Genomic DNA, 15,987 nt, shown 5'->3' with positions numbered 1-15,987 from the left:
GAAATTTTATATTCGTTTCATCTGCTGTTGCATCATCTTTATCTGTTCAGAAAGCATGTTTTGCTTATCCAGTTTTTTTGCTTCATTCAGTAGCATGGTAGCTTCCCGTTTTCTTCTTTTTTGCATAGCGATTCCTGCCAAGCTTAGTTTCGCCATGGCAATATCATAACTCATAGAGAGTCCAAGTTTCAAAGCCTTCTTAAAATATTTTTCAGCCTCGGTCAAATTGGTTTGTGATGCCATAATACCGTGCAGGTAATTATAGTACCCTTGTTGTTTGGTGGTAAGTGCAGTTTCAGGATTGGAAATCCGGTTCAGCCATTTTTTAGTGCCTTCAAAATCTTGTTTCCGCATCCTTAGGAAAGCTAATAAAATTAGCTCGTTCCGAAAATAGAGGAAAATAAAAACAAGTGATAAAAAAATAAGGGCAATACCATTTCCAATATACCCTTCTGTAAATTGCCACACAGCAGTTGCAATAATTAATCCCGCAATAATAAGTTTAAATATTTTATTGAACATTATTTTTTATTTAATACGTTGAAATGTCGTTTTAGATGTAATGGTTGTCGGAATTTCATCATCACCAATTAAAGCTATTACAGAATTTCCGTTAAAAGTCCCTTCTACAGTCATTTCATTTAAGAAACCACTTGTAGCATCAATAGTAACAGCTGTTTTTTGTTGCCCTGTTAAATGCATGCTAACACCCATTTGCTCTGTTTTCATGATAGCATCAGCACTGGCTGTTAAAGAGGCTTCTTCTTTATTCCAAGATTTTAGCTGCCATATATTTTCAGTAGCCAGCTTTCCGGTATATGTATTTGTCCATGAGTCATTAACCGCGATGGTTTGCCCCGAGTAAAAATAAGTCATCTGTTTGAAGCTTTCAGATAAAGAATCAGAACTATAATTAGTTTCTAGGGAAGCCCTCATAACAGACAAGGTAAATTCATCTTCAATATCAGTCGCATCAAGCATGCGATCGATCAATTTATCAGCTTTTGTTACAGATAAAATATCACCTGTTTTAGCCATATTAATAACAACAGGATGATTTAGCATAGCATTAAACATTTTTGTTTCTATACTATTGCGAATAGTGTCTTTTGCATTCACATCCATCAATAATCCTTCCAGATTAGAACTCATTTTAAGCTTCAGGTCCAAGTATGTCATTTCAATTATATAACCATTTTTAGAGGTGTCGGAAACAACCAGTTGTATAATTCCTGAAAAATCATTGGTTACTTCCTGTATCATACCATTTATATCCTGAGTGATTAGTTGATTGGCATGTTGATATATTTTGAAGGTGTCATCTTTTTTCAAATTATATTGAAGAACACCCTGTGCAGCTATGGTATGCGAAAAAACAAGAAATACAACTATTGAAAAAAGATGCAACAAACGCATATAAAATATATTTAGTTATGGGTCGCAAAGGTAAGAAAACATATATAAATATTTTTTAATTTTAGGTTTGTAAGAGTAAAAACTCTTTGTATATTTGCGCCGCGCTTTTACAGAGTAGTTCTGGCAAAATGGAGAAAGCATTTTTTAGAAGCATTAAGACATTTCAAAGATGAAAAGAACATTTCAGCCCTCACGAAGAAAGAGAAGAAACAAACATGGTTTTAGAGAAAGAATGGCTACAGTCAATGGCCGAAAGGTGCTAGCTCGTAGAAGAGCAAAGGGGAGAAAGAAGTTAACAGTTTCTTCAGAGCCAAGGCATAAAAAATAATGACTAATAGAAGCATAAACATATTAAGGGTGTTACTTTCAAAGTAACACCCTTTTTTTATATATCATAAGTTCCTTATCATTGTAAACAATACAGCAATAATAAAATGCCAAAAAGAAAAGACATCAAGACAATTTTAATTATAGGCTCAGGGCCTATTATTATTGGTCAAGCATGTGAGTTTGATTATTCCGGATCGCAAGCCCTTCGATCATTAAAAGAAGATGGGATAAAAACAGTACTCATTAATAGTAACCCGGCAACTATTATGACCGATCCGGTAATGGCCGACCATATTTATTTAAAACCGTTAACAACCAAATCAATTATAGACATCCTGAAAAAACACCCCGAAATTGATGCGGTGTTACCTACTATGGGCGGACAAACAGCACTAAACCTATGTATAGAAGCTGATGAGAAGGGAATATGGGGCGATTTTGATGTTGAAATTATTGGTGTTGATATAGATGCTATTCAAATAACCGAAGATCGCGAAAAATTCAAAGAGCTGTTAAAAAAAATAGCTATCCCTGTAGCACCTGCCAAGATAGCCACCTCTTTTTTGAAAGGAAAAGAAATTGCACAAGAATTTGGGTTTCCATTAGTGATACGCCCATCCTTTACTTTAGGAGGCACAGGAGCTTCTTTTGTACATAACAAAGAAGAATTTGATGAATTGCTTACCAGAGGATTGGAAGCATCTCCCATACATGAAGTATTGATTGACAAAGCCTTGTTAGGTTGGAAAGAATATGAGTTGGAATTGCTCCGGGACAAGAATGACAATGTAGTTATTATCTGTACCGTAGAAAATATGGATCCTATGGGAATCCACACCGGTGACTCTATTACTGTTGCGCCTGCGATGACCTTATCTGATAGGACGTTTCAACGGATGCGGGATATGGCCATAAAAATGATGCGGAGCATTGGTGATTTTGCAGGAGGATGTAACGTACAATTTGCTGTAAGCCCTGATGAAAAAGAAGATATCATTGCAATCGAGATTAACCCAAGGGTATCACGCTCATCTGCATTGGCATCAAAAGCAACTGGTTACCCTATTGCAAAAGTTGCCGCAAAACTGGCGATTGGTTATACATTGGATGAGCTGAACAATCAAATTACTAAATCAACTTCAGCACTATTTGAACCCACCCTCGATTATGTCATAGTAAAAATACCACGTTGGAATTTTGATAAGTTTGAAGGTGCTGACCGTACGTTAGGGCTTCAAATGAAATCTGTAGGAGAAGTGATGGGCATTGGTCGCTCCTTTCAGGAAGCTTTGCATAAAGCTACACAGTCGTTGGAAATCAAACGGAATGGATTGGGAGCTGATGGAAAAGGCTATACCAATTACGATCAGATTATAGAAAAGCTCACTAAGCCTAGTTGGGACCGTGTATTTGTTATTTATGACGCCATTCAGATAGGGATTCCATTAAGCAGGATCAATGAAATTACAAAGATCGACATGTGGTTTCTCAAGCAATATGAAGAACTTCACCACCTTGAAAAAGAAATCAGCACGTACACTATAGAGACCCTTCCAAAAGAATTATTGTTAGAAGCTAAACAAAAAGGTTTTGCTGACCGGCAAATTGCCCATATGTTAGGCTGTTGGGAAAGTGAAGTTTATAAAAAACGTGATGAATTGGGCGTAAAACGCGTTTACAAACTAGTAGACACCTGTGCAGCAGAGTTTAAAGCGTTAACGCCATACTACTATTCAACTTTTGAAGCAGAAGTAGAAACTGCTGATGGAAGCCGATATATTGATAATGAAAGTAATGTAACCGACCGGAAAAAGATTTTAGTATTGGGTTCAGGGCCAAACCGCATCGGGCAAGGAATCGAATTTGATTATTGTTGTGTACATGGTGTGCTAGCAGCTGCTGAGTGTGGTTATGAAACTATTATGATCAACTGTAATCCTGAAACAGTTTCTACTGATTTTGATACAGCAGATAAGTTGTATTTCGAGCCTGTTTTCTGGGAACATATCTATGATATCATCCGGCATGAAAAACCCGAAGGGGTAATTGTCCAGTTAGGTGGACAGACTGCTTTGAAATTGGCTGAAAAACTCGATAAATATGGTATCAATATTATTGGGACAAGTTTTAAATCACTTGATTTGGCAGAAGACCGGGGAAGTTTTTCAACGCTCTTAAAAGAGAATGATATTCCATATCCAAAATTTGGTGTGGCCGAAACAGCTGAAGAAGCTTTAAAGCTTGCTGATGAACTTCATTTCCCATTATTGGTACGGCCATCCTATGTGTTAGGTGGACAAGGAATGAAAATTGTGATTAACAAACAAGAGCTAGAAGAGCATGTGGTAGATTTGCTCCGAAAAATCCCTAATAACAAATTATTGCTCGATCATTACTTGGATGGCGCTATAGAAGCAGAAGCAGATGCCATTTGTGACGGCGAAGATGTATATATTATCGGAATTATGGAACATATTGAGCCTTGTGGTATCCACTCCGGTGATTCGAATGCCACCTTGCCACCGTTCAATCTTGGAGAATTCGTGATGCAACAGATAAAAGACCACACCAAGAAAATTGCATTGGCATTAAATACAGTGGGGCTTATCAATATTCAATTTGCCATTAAGGATGATACGGTATATATTATAGAAGCCAATCCAAGAGCTTCCCGTACCGTCCCATTTATTGCCAAAGCATATAAAGAACCCTATGTAAACTATGCGACTAAGGTAATGCTAGGGCATAAAAAAATAAAAGATTTTACGTTTAATCCTCAACTGGAAGGCTATGCCATTAAACAACCGGTATTTTCTTTTAATAAATTCCCGAATGTCAACAAAAATCTTGGGCCGGAAATGAAGAGTACCGGAGAGAGTATTTTGTTTATAGATAGTTTAAAGGATGATGATTTTTATAACCTCTATTCTCGAAGGAAAATGTATTTGAGTAAATAAGTATATCCCTTTTTAGGGATGATGCTATAATTTCTGTGGAATGTGGGGACTAAGAAAAATAAATGTTTCTATTAAATTTTTTCACAGACAATTCTAAATCCAATTGAAAACCCCCATAATCCTGGTTCATGTGTTTTTCTATGGGAAGATTTTGCATTTTCAGCCCCAAAATACCAACTACCTCCTCTTAATACCTTTTCTTTTCCGTAGGAAGCTCCCTTAGGGTCCGTAATCTCTTCTTTTGGATAAGGTCCATACCAATCACTAACCCATTCCCAAACATTGCCATGCATATCGTATAACCCCCATTGGTTAGGAGGATAGCTTCTAACAGGTTTTGGGCTTCCATGGTATGCTCCTGATACTGAATATTTTGAAGCTATTTCAGCATTGTAATTAGCTAAAGTGTCTGTTAGATACAGACCATAAGAAAAAGGAGTTTTTGTTCCTGCCCTACAAGCATATTCCCATTCAGCTTCTGTTGGAAGTCGAAAATGATATTCATTAGATAGTACATTTAATTTATTTAGAAAGATTTCTATATCAAAGTATGAAATACTAACAATTGGATAGTTTGGATTTGTATTCCGAAAAGGGGAAGGTTTTTCAGGGTGAATTTCTTCATTTCCCATGATCTTTTGCCATTGGTTTTGAGTAACTTCCGTTTGGCTTAGCCAATAATCTTTTGATATAATTACCTTGTGCAATAATTCTGCATTTATAGTATCATTGTATTTATGGCTTCCCATTTGGAAACTCCCTTTTGGGATTCGTATAAATTTCATGCCCAAAACAGGGTCTTTCATGACAGAGTAGGAATCAGCTTTTTTCTGGCAAGATATAAAGCTAAGAACGAATAGTATTGTTATGAAGATATATTTAAATTCATATTTTCTATACTTATAAAGGGTAAAAGCTATATAGGAACAAGATAATATCATTCCTCTTCTGCACGCTTTAGGATAGGGTCAGGAAGTGATTTTTTGGCTTTGGCGCCCATCTTTTTTAACTTTTCAATAGTTGTAACGATATTACCCCGGCCTTCAAAGAGTTTATTCATGGCACCTTTGTACTCATCTTTGGCTTCATCCATTTTTTTACCCAATTTAGTAAGGTCAGTAATAAAGCCTTCAAACTTGTCATAGAGTGCACCTGCTTGCCGGGCAATTTCAATAGCGTTGCGTTGTTGTTTTTCATTGTTCCACATGGAATCAATAGTACGTAATGTAGCCAATAATGTAGAAGGTGTTACAATGACGATATTCTTTTCAAAAGCTTTATTATATAACGTATTGTCTTGATTGATGGCAATCGCAAATGCCGGTTCTATGGGGATAAACATAAGTACAAAATCAGGGCTTTCCATCTCATAGATGTCTTCATATTTTTTATCTGAGAGTTGGGCTATGTGCCGCTGAATGGAATTTATGTGCTCTTTTAAATATCTTTGTTGTTCTTCATCCTCAGTATTTACATACCGTTCATAAGCTGTTAAAGAAACTTTGGCATCAATGACCATTTTTTTACCGTCCGGTAAGTGAATGATCACATCGGGCATAATGCGGGAACCATCTTCAGCCTTGAAACTTTGCTGTATTTCATATTCCCGCCCTTTTTCAAGGCCACTTTTTTCAAGAACGCGCTCTAAGACAAGCTCACCCCAATTCCCTTGCATTTTGCTATCGCCTTTAAGTGCTTTTGTCAAATTGACGGCTTCTTTGCTCATTTGTTCGTTAAGTTCTTTTAATCCAAGTATTTGTTGACGGAGGGCAGCATGATAATCAATACTTTCTTTATGGGTTGCTTCTACCTTTTTTTCAAAAAGTTGAATGCGTTCTTGTAAAGGGGTTAAAATATTTTTAATGTTCTCTTTGTTCTGCTCGGTAAATTTGTTTGATTTCTCATCAAGGATTTTATTGGCAAGGTTTTCAAATTCTTTGGTAAATTTTTCTTGAAGTTTTTCTACTTCTTCTTTTTGTTCTTTATTTTTATGAAGCAGGTTTTCAAGGTCAGCTTCCTTTTTGATAAGCTGTATATTAATGGCTTCTTTCCCTTGTCGTAGTGTTTCTTTTTCTTCTTTATCTAATTGATTGGCACGCTTTAGTTCATCAATGGTTGTACGTAATTGTGATTCACGTTCCAAAAGAGCACTTTGTCTGACCTGTGTTCTCAAGTTTTGAATAAACATACCCAAAATTGTACCAACCCCGACAGCTATAAAGGAAATAATAATAGTAATAGCAGCTGCTGACATTTTTTGTTTTCAGTTTAGTGTAAAGATAAAATTTTATATGGTTTTTAACTTCATTGAAAACCGGAAGATTATTTGTTAATTTTGAACGTTCCGGAAGCAGCATCAAAGTCAATTAAATCTTTCGGGAATAGGTTAGAAAAGGTATTTTGTTCAATCAATTCAAATGGTTGTCCAAAAATACTGCCGGTAGGCGTCATTACCAATATTTTATCACACAATTGGATGGCCATTTCTATTTCATGTGATGAAAATAAAACGGCCCGCTGTGTTTCATGTGCAATTTTTTTCAACAGCTTTAATATATACGCTTTATGGTAAATGTCTAGGTGCGTAGTTGGCTCATCTAATATCATAAGTGGTGTGTCTTGTGCAAGAGCCCTTGTAATCATTGCTTTTTGGAGTTGGCCGTCACTCAGTTCATAACACCTTTTGTATTGTAATTCCAACATGTTGGTAAGCATTAATGTTTTCCGGATTTTAATACGATCATTTTCAGTCAATGTCCCAATCCAATTGGTATAAGGATGCCTTCCTAGTGCTACTACTTCATTGACGGTTAGGTTTTTTGAAGAAATGGGTTCGGTAAGGACAATACTCAGTTCTTTGGCCAATGAAGTAGGGGTGTGAGCCTGAAGTTCTTTATCATTAAGTTGTATTTTTCCGGATAATTTGGGTTGAACAGCAGCTAAAGTTCGTAGTAAAGTAGATTTGCCTACTCCATTAGCACCCACGATAGCAACAAGTTCTCCTAGCTGAAGTGAAAAGTTAATGGTATTTGCCACTTCAGTAAGCTGTTTTTTGGTTTTATACCCAATGTTTAGGTTTTCAACAATAAGGACAGTATTTTTTTCTTCAGGTTTTATAATTGCTCTTTTATTTTCTTAATGATTAAAATACCATTTTCTGCTTTTTTACTAACAACCAAACTACTACCGGGGCGCCTACCAGAGAGGTGATAGCATTAATGGGTAATGTAAACTGACTACCTGGTAATTGGGCAATACTATCACATAACAACATTAATATTGCACCATATAAAATAACAGCCGGGATAAGTGTTTTGTGATTGGTAGTATTGAATATTTGCTTTGTAAGGTGTGGCACTGCCAATCCAATGAAGGCGATAGGACCAGCAAAGGCAGTAGCACTTCCTGCCAATAAACTTGTTGCAATGATAATGAGGTATCGCGATTGCTTTATATTTAATCCTAAGCTCTTTGCGTAATTTTCGCCTAATAATAGCGCATTTAATGCTTTTAAGGAGAGAATACTGAGAAACCCACCTATCATAAAAATGACCCCAAAAAGGAACAATTCGTTCCAACTTAAATTACCAAGGCTTCCGAATGACCAGAAAACATATTGCTGCAGTTGTTTCATATGACTGAAATAAGAAAGTACGCTTACTACAGCAGCAGTAATACTACCAAACATAAGCCCAATGATGAGTATGGCCATCGTATCACGTATTCTGGATGCAACAATCATTACCGCTACTAACACTAAAAAACTCCCAAAGCTTGCTGCAATGGCAATAGAAGCATTACTAACGATGTTTGTAGTTAACCAACCTCCAATAAAAGCACTTCCCAAAAGGAGAAAAGCAACTCCTAAACTGGCACCAGAGCTAATACCTAATACAAATGGGCCTGCCAAAGGGTTTCTGAACAGTGTTTGCATTAATAATCCACTAAGTGATAGTCCACCGCCAACCATTATAGCAGTAATTGCTTTAGGAACACGGTAGTTTCGAATGATATAAACCCATGATTCTTTTTCTACTTCCCCACCAATTAGCGATAAAAAAACGCTTTTAAAAGGAATATATACTGATCCAAGACTGATATTTATAAACATTCCTATAACCAGAATAATGATAAGGATACTAAAGGGTAAGTGATATGTTTTTTTTTGATCCAAAATTATTTCAGAGGTTTAAAAAAGAAAGGGTTGTATTCGGGGAAAAGTTCAGGATGTAAGATACGCACGAGATCCTTAAGCACAATATCCGGTCTGTTTGGTGCCAGCTCATAATAAAGCACACCTCCTGTCTCGCCTCTTGTTGCACTAAACGTGTATACCCTTTTTTTATTGAATGCATCAAATTGATCATAGTGCCTATTGGCAGTAATCATTTCTTCATAAGAAGTAAATTGAGCAGGGCCTATCCAAAAATTGGCATTTATACCTTTTTCCAGTACACTTTCAAAACTTAGATATAAACTACCCGTTCCTTTAGAATTTTTCCAAAGGTAATCGGCATTGGCATCGGTAATAAACTGAGCAGCCCAACTTTCTCCCGCAGGTAAATACCAAATATCTTTGTACAATGCACCACTTAAAACGGTAGGTTTGCTAGTGGCTTTTTTAGCAATCTTTTTAGTCTTTATATATTCTGATTCAATACTGTTGAAGATGCTATCTGCTTTATGTTCTGCATTGAAGAACGGAGCAAAGAACTTTATCCATTCTGCTTTTCCTAATGGTGTTTTCTCTGTCCAATCACCATTATAGATTACCGGGATACCTGACTTTGTAATAGTTTCATAGGACTTGTTTTGGTCATTTATAGAAAAACCAATTACAACATCCGGTTGTAGGTCAATAAGTATTTCAGTATTGATTCCTTCATTTACACCTAATTCTTTTATTTTTCCATTTTTAATATTGTTTCTGGTTTTTTCAGAAGAAATATATTTTGTATCAGGGAAACCTACCAGGTTTTTTTCTACTCCCAAAGCTTCCAGGGTTGGAATATGTGTTGTAGAAGTCACTACAATTCGTTCAACAGGGATCTCTACAACAGCATCATATGTATCAATCTTAGGGGCTTTTTTCCTGTCTTCAATCAAAAGATATTTAAAAGTGTTAGTTGCTTCAGGCCATGGCGATAAGACTTCTATAACTTTATATCCATCAAACACATTTACTTGAAACCCTTGTGCATGCTTAATAGTTATTTTTTCTTGAGGAACTTCTTCTTTTGGTTTTTTGCCTTGACATCCCAACAATACATATACAATACTGACTAATAAAATGTGCTTTCTCATAGAATTCAAAAATAAGATTATTTCAACTTTTTGAAGCAGGTGATTTAAAAAAGGTTATTTTCGCAGAGAAATTTGGTTTCAAATCTGTTTCCAACAGAGGCGAATTAATAGGGAATTAGGTGCGCTTCTCGATAGCAATTCCTAAGCTGTTCCCGCAACTGTATGCTTTACCCGAAAGGGGGCTTATTACTTCTTCTAATACCACTGCTAGTGTATAGCGGGAAGGTGAGTAGTAAGACGCAAGCCAGGAGACCTGCCAGATTTTGTAAAACGATGTCAAACTTTCGGGATAAGAGTTTGGGTATGGATAGCTACATACTTTTTTCCCATTAATTAATGTTAGAAATGAACAAAAGAGTAATTATTTTGGAAATATTTGTATTCCTGTGCAAGCTTGCTTCGGCACAAGAGCCCTCAAAAAACAATAAGAAAGTGGAAGAGTTGGATGAGGTAGTGGTGGCTGATTCACGTTTTGAATTGAAACGTGAACATTCGGGAAAAACAGTTATTAAAATAACAGCAGAAGAGCTTGAAAGGAACCAGGGAAAGAGTGTGGCTGAAATCATCAATACAAAGAGTGGTTTTGAGATTAATGGAAGTAGAAGTAATGCGGGACAGAACTTAAGTTACTTTGTAAGGGGAGGGAATAACCGACAAGTGTTAATAATGATTGATGGGATTCAAGTCTCTGACCCTTCACAAATTGCAAATGATTATGATCTTCGGTTGCTGTCTGTGTCACAGATTGAGTCTATTGAAATCGTCAAAGGAGCAGCCAGTACTTTATATGGGAATGCTGCAGCCACGGCAGTAATCAATATTCAGACTAAAAATCCCTCTGAGGAAAAAATAGCACTTACACTTCAGTCGAGTATAGGTACCAATCAACCTCAAGAAGAAAAAAAATATACCCCTACAGATTTTTCAAACAGTTTATCATTGAGTGGAACTACAGGAAAATTTAATTATGTAGCAGGTTTTAGTCAACAATATACCGATGGACTTTCAGCAGTTGTTGATACAAATAATGAACGTGACCCCTTTTCGAGGCTTAATGCACAGGTGAAACTAGGGTATACGTTTAATGATTATTTTACACTAAAAACGTATGGAAATTATGATACATTTAAGGCCCATTTTGACAATTCTTTTCCCGTGATGGATGCGGATTTTTCATCAGACAGCGAACAATTTAGGTTTGGAATAGCCTCTAAGTATATTTATAAAAATGGGAGTATTAATCTAAATGCAGCATTTAATAAAATAGACAGGGTTTTTGAATCGGATTTTCCGGGGACTTTCAATGGTAAAAGTTATGTGGCAGATGTATTCAATAAATACAATTTCAATGATAAGTTTTATACAATTCTTGGAGTAAACTATATAAATAACCAAACAGATTTTGGAGGTAATGATAATTATTCGTCTGTAGGCCCTTATGCTAATGTAGTATGGATTTCTGATTTTGGGTTGAATTTAAATACCGGGATACGGTTGAATAACCATAGTGAATATGGTAGCCATGTCACCTATAATTTTAACCCTTCATACACATTCCGTTTAGAAAGTGATTATTTAAAATTATTGACGTCATACAGTACTTCATATATTGCGCCTTCACTTTCACAGCTATTTGGTCCTTTTGGGCCAAATCCTGATTTGAAACCGGAAGAAAACCGAACAGTGGAAGGAGGTGTTGAGTACCATTCAGAAAAAGTGAAATGGAGTGCAGTTTATTTCAATCGTGAGGAAATGAATTTTATTGACTTTGTTGTTATTGATTTTAATACGTTTGCCGGGGCGTATCAAAATGTTATTGAAGATTTCACTGTAGAAGGTGTTGAGTTGGAGCTAGTAACTGAACCATTTCTAGGGGCTTCATTCACGGCAAACTATACATTTACAGAGCAGAAAGATAGAGCATCACTTAGGCTTCCAAAGCATAGTGCGAATGTCAATTTTGGATATCAAGTTTCGAAAAAGGCATATGCTTCCCTATCATACCGATATACAGGGACTCGTTTAGATACTAATTTTGAAACGTTTGAAACTAATGAGTTGACAGCTTTTTCTTTGGTAGGGACCTATATTAGTTATCAAGTAATTCAAGATAGACTGAAAACATTTTTTAGCTTCGATAATATATTTAATGAAAAATATGAAGAAGTTATTGGGTTTTCCTCTCGGGGAAGGAATATCAGGGTAGGTTTTTCATTGTTATTATAGTTTCATGAAAAAGTTTCTCTAAAAACAATAGCCTTACTAAATCCATGTTTTTCAAGCTCTTTTAGGATAAACTTTTTTACATGCTTGCTGTCGGTCTCATCACAATACACATGGAGAGCATACCAAATAGGGCCAGTTTCTCCATCTAAGTATTCATCCCCAGATTCTATATATGTATTGTAAACTTGAGGAAAGGAAGAAACAGCATCATATATTGTGTCTAAAACATTTTGATGATGTGTTATTACGAACTTGTATGGTGGCTGCATTAGAGTCATATTATACCATTGCTTTTGTGGTTATTAAAGCTAAAAGTAGCATAAAAAGGTTAAAAAAAGAAAATTCTGATAAAACAAAGTAGTATATTATACCTATATATTTATTAGTTATTATAAGAACACCCATATGTAAGGTGTTTTCCGGGATGTCTATTATCAGATAAAACTTGAAATTGTTTTGTTATTTATATACTAACGTAAATATTATAGGATTGTTCAGATTTCCTCCTTCCATTTTTAAATAGTATGTTCCGCTCTCAATTAAAGCATTAGACAAATTGAAATGAATATATGGGTTTTCTTTTTTCTTTATAAGCGTTCTATTTATGATTAGTATTCCTAAAGAACTGTATAAGGTACAATGTATTTTGCCTTCTACATTTGGAAGGTTTATGGAAAATGTTCCATTTTTTATGGGATTCGGAAATATGTAAAAATTATTTTTGAGTATTGGAGAATTATAATCAGGAATCATTCGTTTTGTTGGCGTTATGATTATTTTATTACCAACAGCAGTATCAATAATTTCAAAATTTATATTGAGCGGTGTTCCAGCTTCCCCTGTAGCCCCTGAACTTGAGTATGGGGTTGCGGTGATAGCATAGTTTCCGGTTACTAGGGACTGGCCGTTATAGTTTCCACTGACATCTCCAAAAAGTGCATAGGGAGCAACACTTTCGGTTCTTGAAGCATTTGTTGTTCCAGATAATGTTAAGAACACACTACCGACAGTGGTTGGGTTGGTTTCAGCACGAATGTTAAGTGGGATACCATTGATAAGGCTGTTATCAATTTGCAACCCTTCCGAGAGTGTAAGGATATCAGTGTTGGTATTGGCATTGACAAGAACAAACTGAGTCACTTCATCTTGTGTTCCAATGGGTTGCTGAATAATTTCAAAATTTATATTGAGCGGTATTCCAGCTTCCTCTGTAGCCCCTGAACTTGAGTATGGGGTTGCGGTGATAGCATAGTTTCCGGTTACTAGGGACTGGCCGTTATAGTTTCCACTGACATCTCCAAAAAGTGCATAGGGAGCAACACTTTCGGTTCTTGAAGCATTTGTTGTTCCAGATAATGTTAAGAACACACTACCGACAGTGGTTGGGTTGGTTTCAGCACGAATGTTAAGTGGGATACCATTGATAAGGCTGTTATCAATTTGCAACCCTTCCGAGAGTGTAAGGATATCAGTGTTGGTATCGGCATTAACAAGAATAAACTGTTCAACATATAGTTCAGAAAGCGGATAATCAATAGCAATACGTATATCATTTGTGTTACCTAAAACAGTGGTTGCATTTTCATCAAAAACATTGGTGCCATCAAAAGACTCTAAAACATGAGCTATTGTAGTTCCAGAGGTAGAATTCAGTGCTTTAAAGGTAATTTCAGCAATAATAAAGCTTCCTGAAATAGTTTCTCCTAAAGGAGCCGGTGTATTTTATAATTCCTGAGGTGTTGTCAAAAACGTTAAACAGCTCAAGGTTCATAAACCCATCAAGAGAAACTACCTCTACTAATGAAGGATCAAAATTAAAATGGATTTGAACAGTATTAATGTTGGTTGTCCCTGCTTCTGCTGTTACAGTTACTTTGAAGATATCGCCTGTATTTATGGATTCTTTATCAATTGTACTGATAATATCGACAGTATTGACAACAGGTAAACTTACTATTGTTGATGACTTTACCTTTTCAGGAAAAAAGCAAAAAAAGCTGATTATAAACAGGAGTACAATTTTCTTCATATCAAGAGGCCGTATAACCATATTTTTAATATATCGCTTGTAGGCATGCAAAATCGTCTAAGTTTTGGGAAAAACTTTCTTAAAAATAAATGAGATAATGGAATATCAAAAATAAACTCGATGAAGCTACTTATTTATAGGTTTTACAATGGAGGCAAGTTATAAATAAGCCAGAGAGCTTTCTTTTATGATATTTTTACACTTTCAGGAACAAGGATAGTGTAATCGCCACCATTTCTAATAACATCACGAACAATGCTGCTGCTTATAAAGGAAGTATCAGCAGAAGTCAATAGAAATACTGTTTCTATTTTAGAAAGCTTTCGGTTAGTATGTGCAATAGCTTTTTCAAATTCAAAATCAGCAGGATTTCGAAGCCCCCTCAATATAAAATCAGCGTTGATTTTTCTACAAAAATCAACAGTCAAGCCTTCATAAATAACCACTTTTACTTTAGGCTCATTCATAAAAGCATTTTCAATGAATTGTTTTCTATTATCTAATGAAAACATGTATTCCTTTTCGGAATTAATCCCTATAGCAACAACAATTTCATCAAAAAGAGGGATCCCTCTTTTTATAATATCATAATGGCCTAATGTTAACGGATCAAATGACCCAGGGAAAATAGCACGATTCATAGAATAACAGTCATTGTTTGATTCTATAACAAATATATGACTTCTACTTTAGATAGTAAGAATTAATACTTTTTTAGAGTTTCTTCAATAGCATTATCAAACAGATCTGGAATACGGACACCTATTTTAGCAGCTTGTTGAGGTAGAATACTCGCATTTGTAAGCCCCGGCACAGTGTTGATTTCTAGCAGGTAAGGCACTCCGTCAACAAAAATAAACTCTGATCTTGTGAACCCTTCCATCCCTAATAGTTCATAAATCCTTTTGGCTATGGTTGAAACTTTCTCAGTCCATGCATCTGGAATTTGTGCAGGGGTTATCTCTTTCGATTTACCTTCATATTTTGCTTCATAATCAAAAAAGTCATTCTCTGTAATAAGTTCTGTAACAGGTAGAACGGTTATTTTTCCTTTGTATTTAATAACACCAACAGTAACTTCCCTACCCTCTAAAAAAGATTCAATAATAATCTGAAAATCTTCTTTTAAGGCTTTTTGGATAGCAGGAACAAGTTCTTCAGGATTTTTGACTTTAGAGATGCCAAAACTACTTCCCGACCGGTTTGGTTTCACGAAACATGGTAACCCTACTTTTTTTAAAATAGCATCAGGGTCGACCGTATCACCTTTATTTAAATAAAAAGAAGTAGCAGTTTTAATACCATAAGGTTTCAAAACTGATAATACATCACGTTTATTAAACGTAAGCGCTGCCTGATAAAACCCGCAACCGGTTTGTGGAATATTTAGCAATGCAAAATAAGCTTGCATGTATCCATCTTCTCCGGGGGTTCCGTGAATGGCATTAAAAACACAATCGAACGTAATGTGCATACCATCAACCTGAATGGAAAAATCATGCCTGTTTACAGGGAATTCATCATCGTGTTCATTCACATAAACCCATTTGTCTTTGAGAATATGAATACGATAAGGATTATATTTTTCTCTGTCCAAATGCTGATATACAACATTGCCACTTTTTAGTGAAATTTTATATTCACTAGAGTAGCCTCCCATGATAATGGCGATATTTAATTTCATAGTATCATACAAAACGATAGAAAAAACCGTTAAACAAAAAT

At 35.7% G+C, this 15,987-nt stretch carries 15 protein-coding genes and 1 riboswitch; of the genes, 3 read left to right on the top strand and 12 right to left on the bottom strand.

Annotated elements, in window-relative coordinates; translation table 11 throughout:
- Positions 1-6: 6 nt before the first annotated feature.
- Both WBG21_RS08540 and WBG21_RS08535 read right to left on the bottom strand, forming a co-directional pair.
- Complete coding sequence (locus WBG21_RS08540) at positions 7-522, bottom strand: DUF2892 domain-containing protein (protein ID WP_340076860.1); 516 nt, start codon at positions 520-522, stop codon at positions 7-9.
- A 6-nt stretch (positions 523-528) separates the two neighbouring features.
- Complete coding sequence (locus tag WBG21_RS08535) at positions 529-1,416, bottom strand: DUF6263 family protein (protein WP_340076858.1); 888 nt, start codon at positions 1,414-1,416, stop codon at positions 529-531.
- 169 nt (positions 1,417-1,585) lie between these two features.
- On the opposite strand from WBG21_RS08535, the gene rpmH reads away from it, so the two are divergent.
- Positions 1,586-1,744, top strand: a complete 159-nt coding sequence (gene rpmH, locus WBG21_RS08530) for a 50S ribosomal protein L34 (protein WP_340076855.1) — start codon at positions 1,586-1,588, stop codon at positions 1,742-1,744.
- Between the two features lie 106 nt (positions 1,745-1,850).
- Positions 1,851-4,703, top strand: coding sequence for a carbamoyl-phosphate synthase large subunit (carB, locus tag WBG21_RS08525; protein WP_340076853.1), 2,853 nt, complete (start codon positions 1,851-1,853; stop codon positions 4,701-4,703).
- 71 nt (positions 4,704-4,774) lie between these two features.
- Here the strand turns inward: carB and WBG21_RS08520 are convergent, their stop codons facing one another.
- The 5 genes from WBG21_RS08520 to WBG21_RS08500 form a co-directional block, all read right to left on the bottom strand.
- Positions 4,775-5,509, bottom strand: coding sequence for a formylglycine-generating enzyme family protein (locus WBG21_RS08520; protein WP_340076851.1), 735 nt, complete (start codon positions 5,507-5,509; stop codon positions 4,775-4,777).
- A 131-nt stretch (positions 5,510-5,640) separates the two neighbouring features.
- Positions 5,641-6,957: a DNA recombination protein RmuC gene (locus tag WBG21_RS08515; protein WP_340076849.1), complete on the bottom strand. Its 1,317-nt coding sequence runs from the start codon at positions 6,955-6,957 to the stop codon at positions 5,641-5,643.
- Positions 6,958-7,025: 68 nt separating this feature from the next.
- Positions 7,026-7,739, bottom strand: coding sequence for an ABC transporter ATP-binding protein (locus WBG21_RS08510; RefSeq protein ID WP_340076846.1), 714 nt, complete (start codon positions 7,737-7,739; stop codon positions 7,026-7,028).
- 106 nt (positions 7,740-7,845) lie between these two features.
- Positions 7,846-8,877, bottom strand: coding sequence for a FecCD family ABC transporter permease (locus tag WBG21_RS08505; RefSeq protein ID WP_340076843.1), 1,032 nt, complete (start codon positions 8,875-8,877; stop codon positions 7,846-7,848).
- Positions 8,878-8,879: 2 nt separating this feature from the next.
- Entirely contained in the window at positions 8,880-10,007 is a 1,128-nt protein-coding gene (locus WBG21_RS08500; RefSeq protein ID WP_340076841.1) for an ABC transporter substrate-binding protein, read from the bottom strand.
- A gap of 56 nt (positions 10,008-10,063) precedes the next feature.
- Positions 10,064-10,282, top strand: a riboswitch (cobalamin riboswitch).
- A 70-nt stretch (positions 10,283-10,352) separates the two neighbouring features.
- Here WBG21_RS08500 and WBG21_RS08495 point away from each other — a divergent pair.
- Positions 10,353-12,233: a TonB-dependent receptor plug domain-containing protein gene (locus WBG21_RS08495; RefSeq protein ID WP_340076839.1), complete on the top strand. Its 1,881-nt coding sequence runs from the start codon at positions 10,353-10,355 to the stop codon at positions 12,231-12,233.
- Between the two features lie 2 nt (positions 12,234-12,235).
- Here the strand turns inward: WBG21_RS08495 and WBG21_RS08490 are convergent, their stop codons facing one another.
- From WBG21_RS08490 to WBG21_RS08470, 5 genes are all read right to left on the bottom strand, one after another.
- Positions 12,236-12,502 (bottom strand): hypothetical protein, encoded by a 267-nt coding sequence (locus WBG21_RS08490; RefSeq protein WP_340076837.1) that lies wholly within the window; start codon positions 12,500-12,502, stop codon positions 12,236-12,238.
- 190 nt (positions 12,503-12,692) lie between these two features.
- The gene (locus WBG21_RS08485; protein ID WP_340076835.1) at positions 12,693-13,679 is read right to left on the bottom strand and encodes a T9SS type A sorting domain-containing protein; all 987 of its coding nucleotides are present in this window, start codon (positions 13,677-13,679) and stop codon (positions 12,693-12,695) included.
- A gap of 223 nt (positions 13,680-13,902) precedes the next feature.
- Positions 13,903-14,283 carry a cohesin domain-containing protein gene (locus tag WBG21_RS08480; protein WP_340076832.1) on the bottom strand — a complete coding sequence of 127 codons (381 nt, stop codon included), beginning with the start codon at positions 14,281-14,283 and terminating at the stop codon, positions 13,903-13,905.
- A gap of 164 nt (positions 14,284-14,447) precedes the next feature.
- Entirely contained in the window at positions 14,448-14,903 is a 456-nt protein-coding gene (gene coaD, locus WBG21_RS08475; RefSeq protein ID WP_340076829.1) for a pantetheine-phosphate adenylyltransferase, read from the bottom strand.
- Between the two features lie 62 nt (positions 14,904-14,965).
- On the bottom strand, positions 14,966-15,946 hold the full coding sequence (locus WBG21_RS08470) for a D-alanine--D-alanine ligase (RefSeq protein ID WP_340076827.1): 981 nt from the start codon (positions 15,944-15,946) through the stop codon (positions 14,966-14,968).
- Between the last annotated feature and the right edge of the window lie 41 nt (positions 15,947-15,987).

Source organism: Leptobacterium meishanense (assembly GCF_037645805.1).
GTDB classification, from domain to species: Bacteria; Bacteroidota; Bacteroidia; order Flavobacteriales; family Flavobacteriaceae; genus Leptobacterium_A; species Leptobacterium_A meishanense.
Note: the sequence above shows the minus strand (reverse complement) of the source record. Positions and strands in the feature narration are given on the sequence as shown.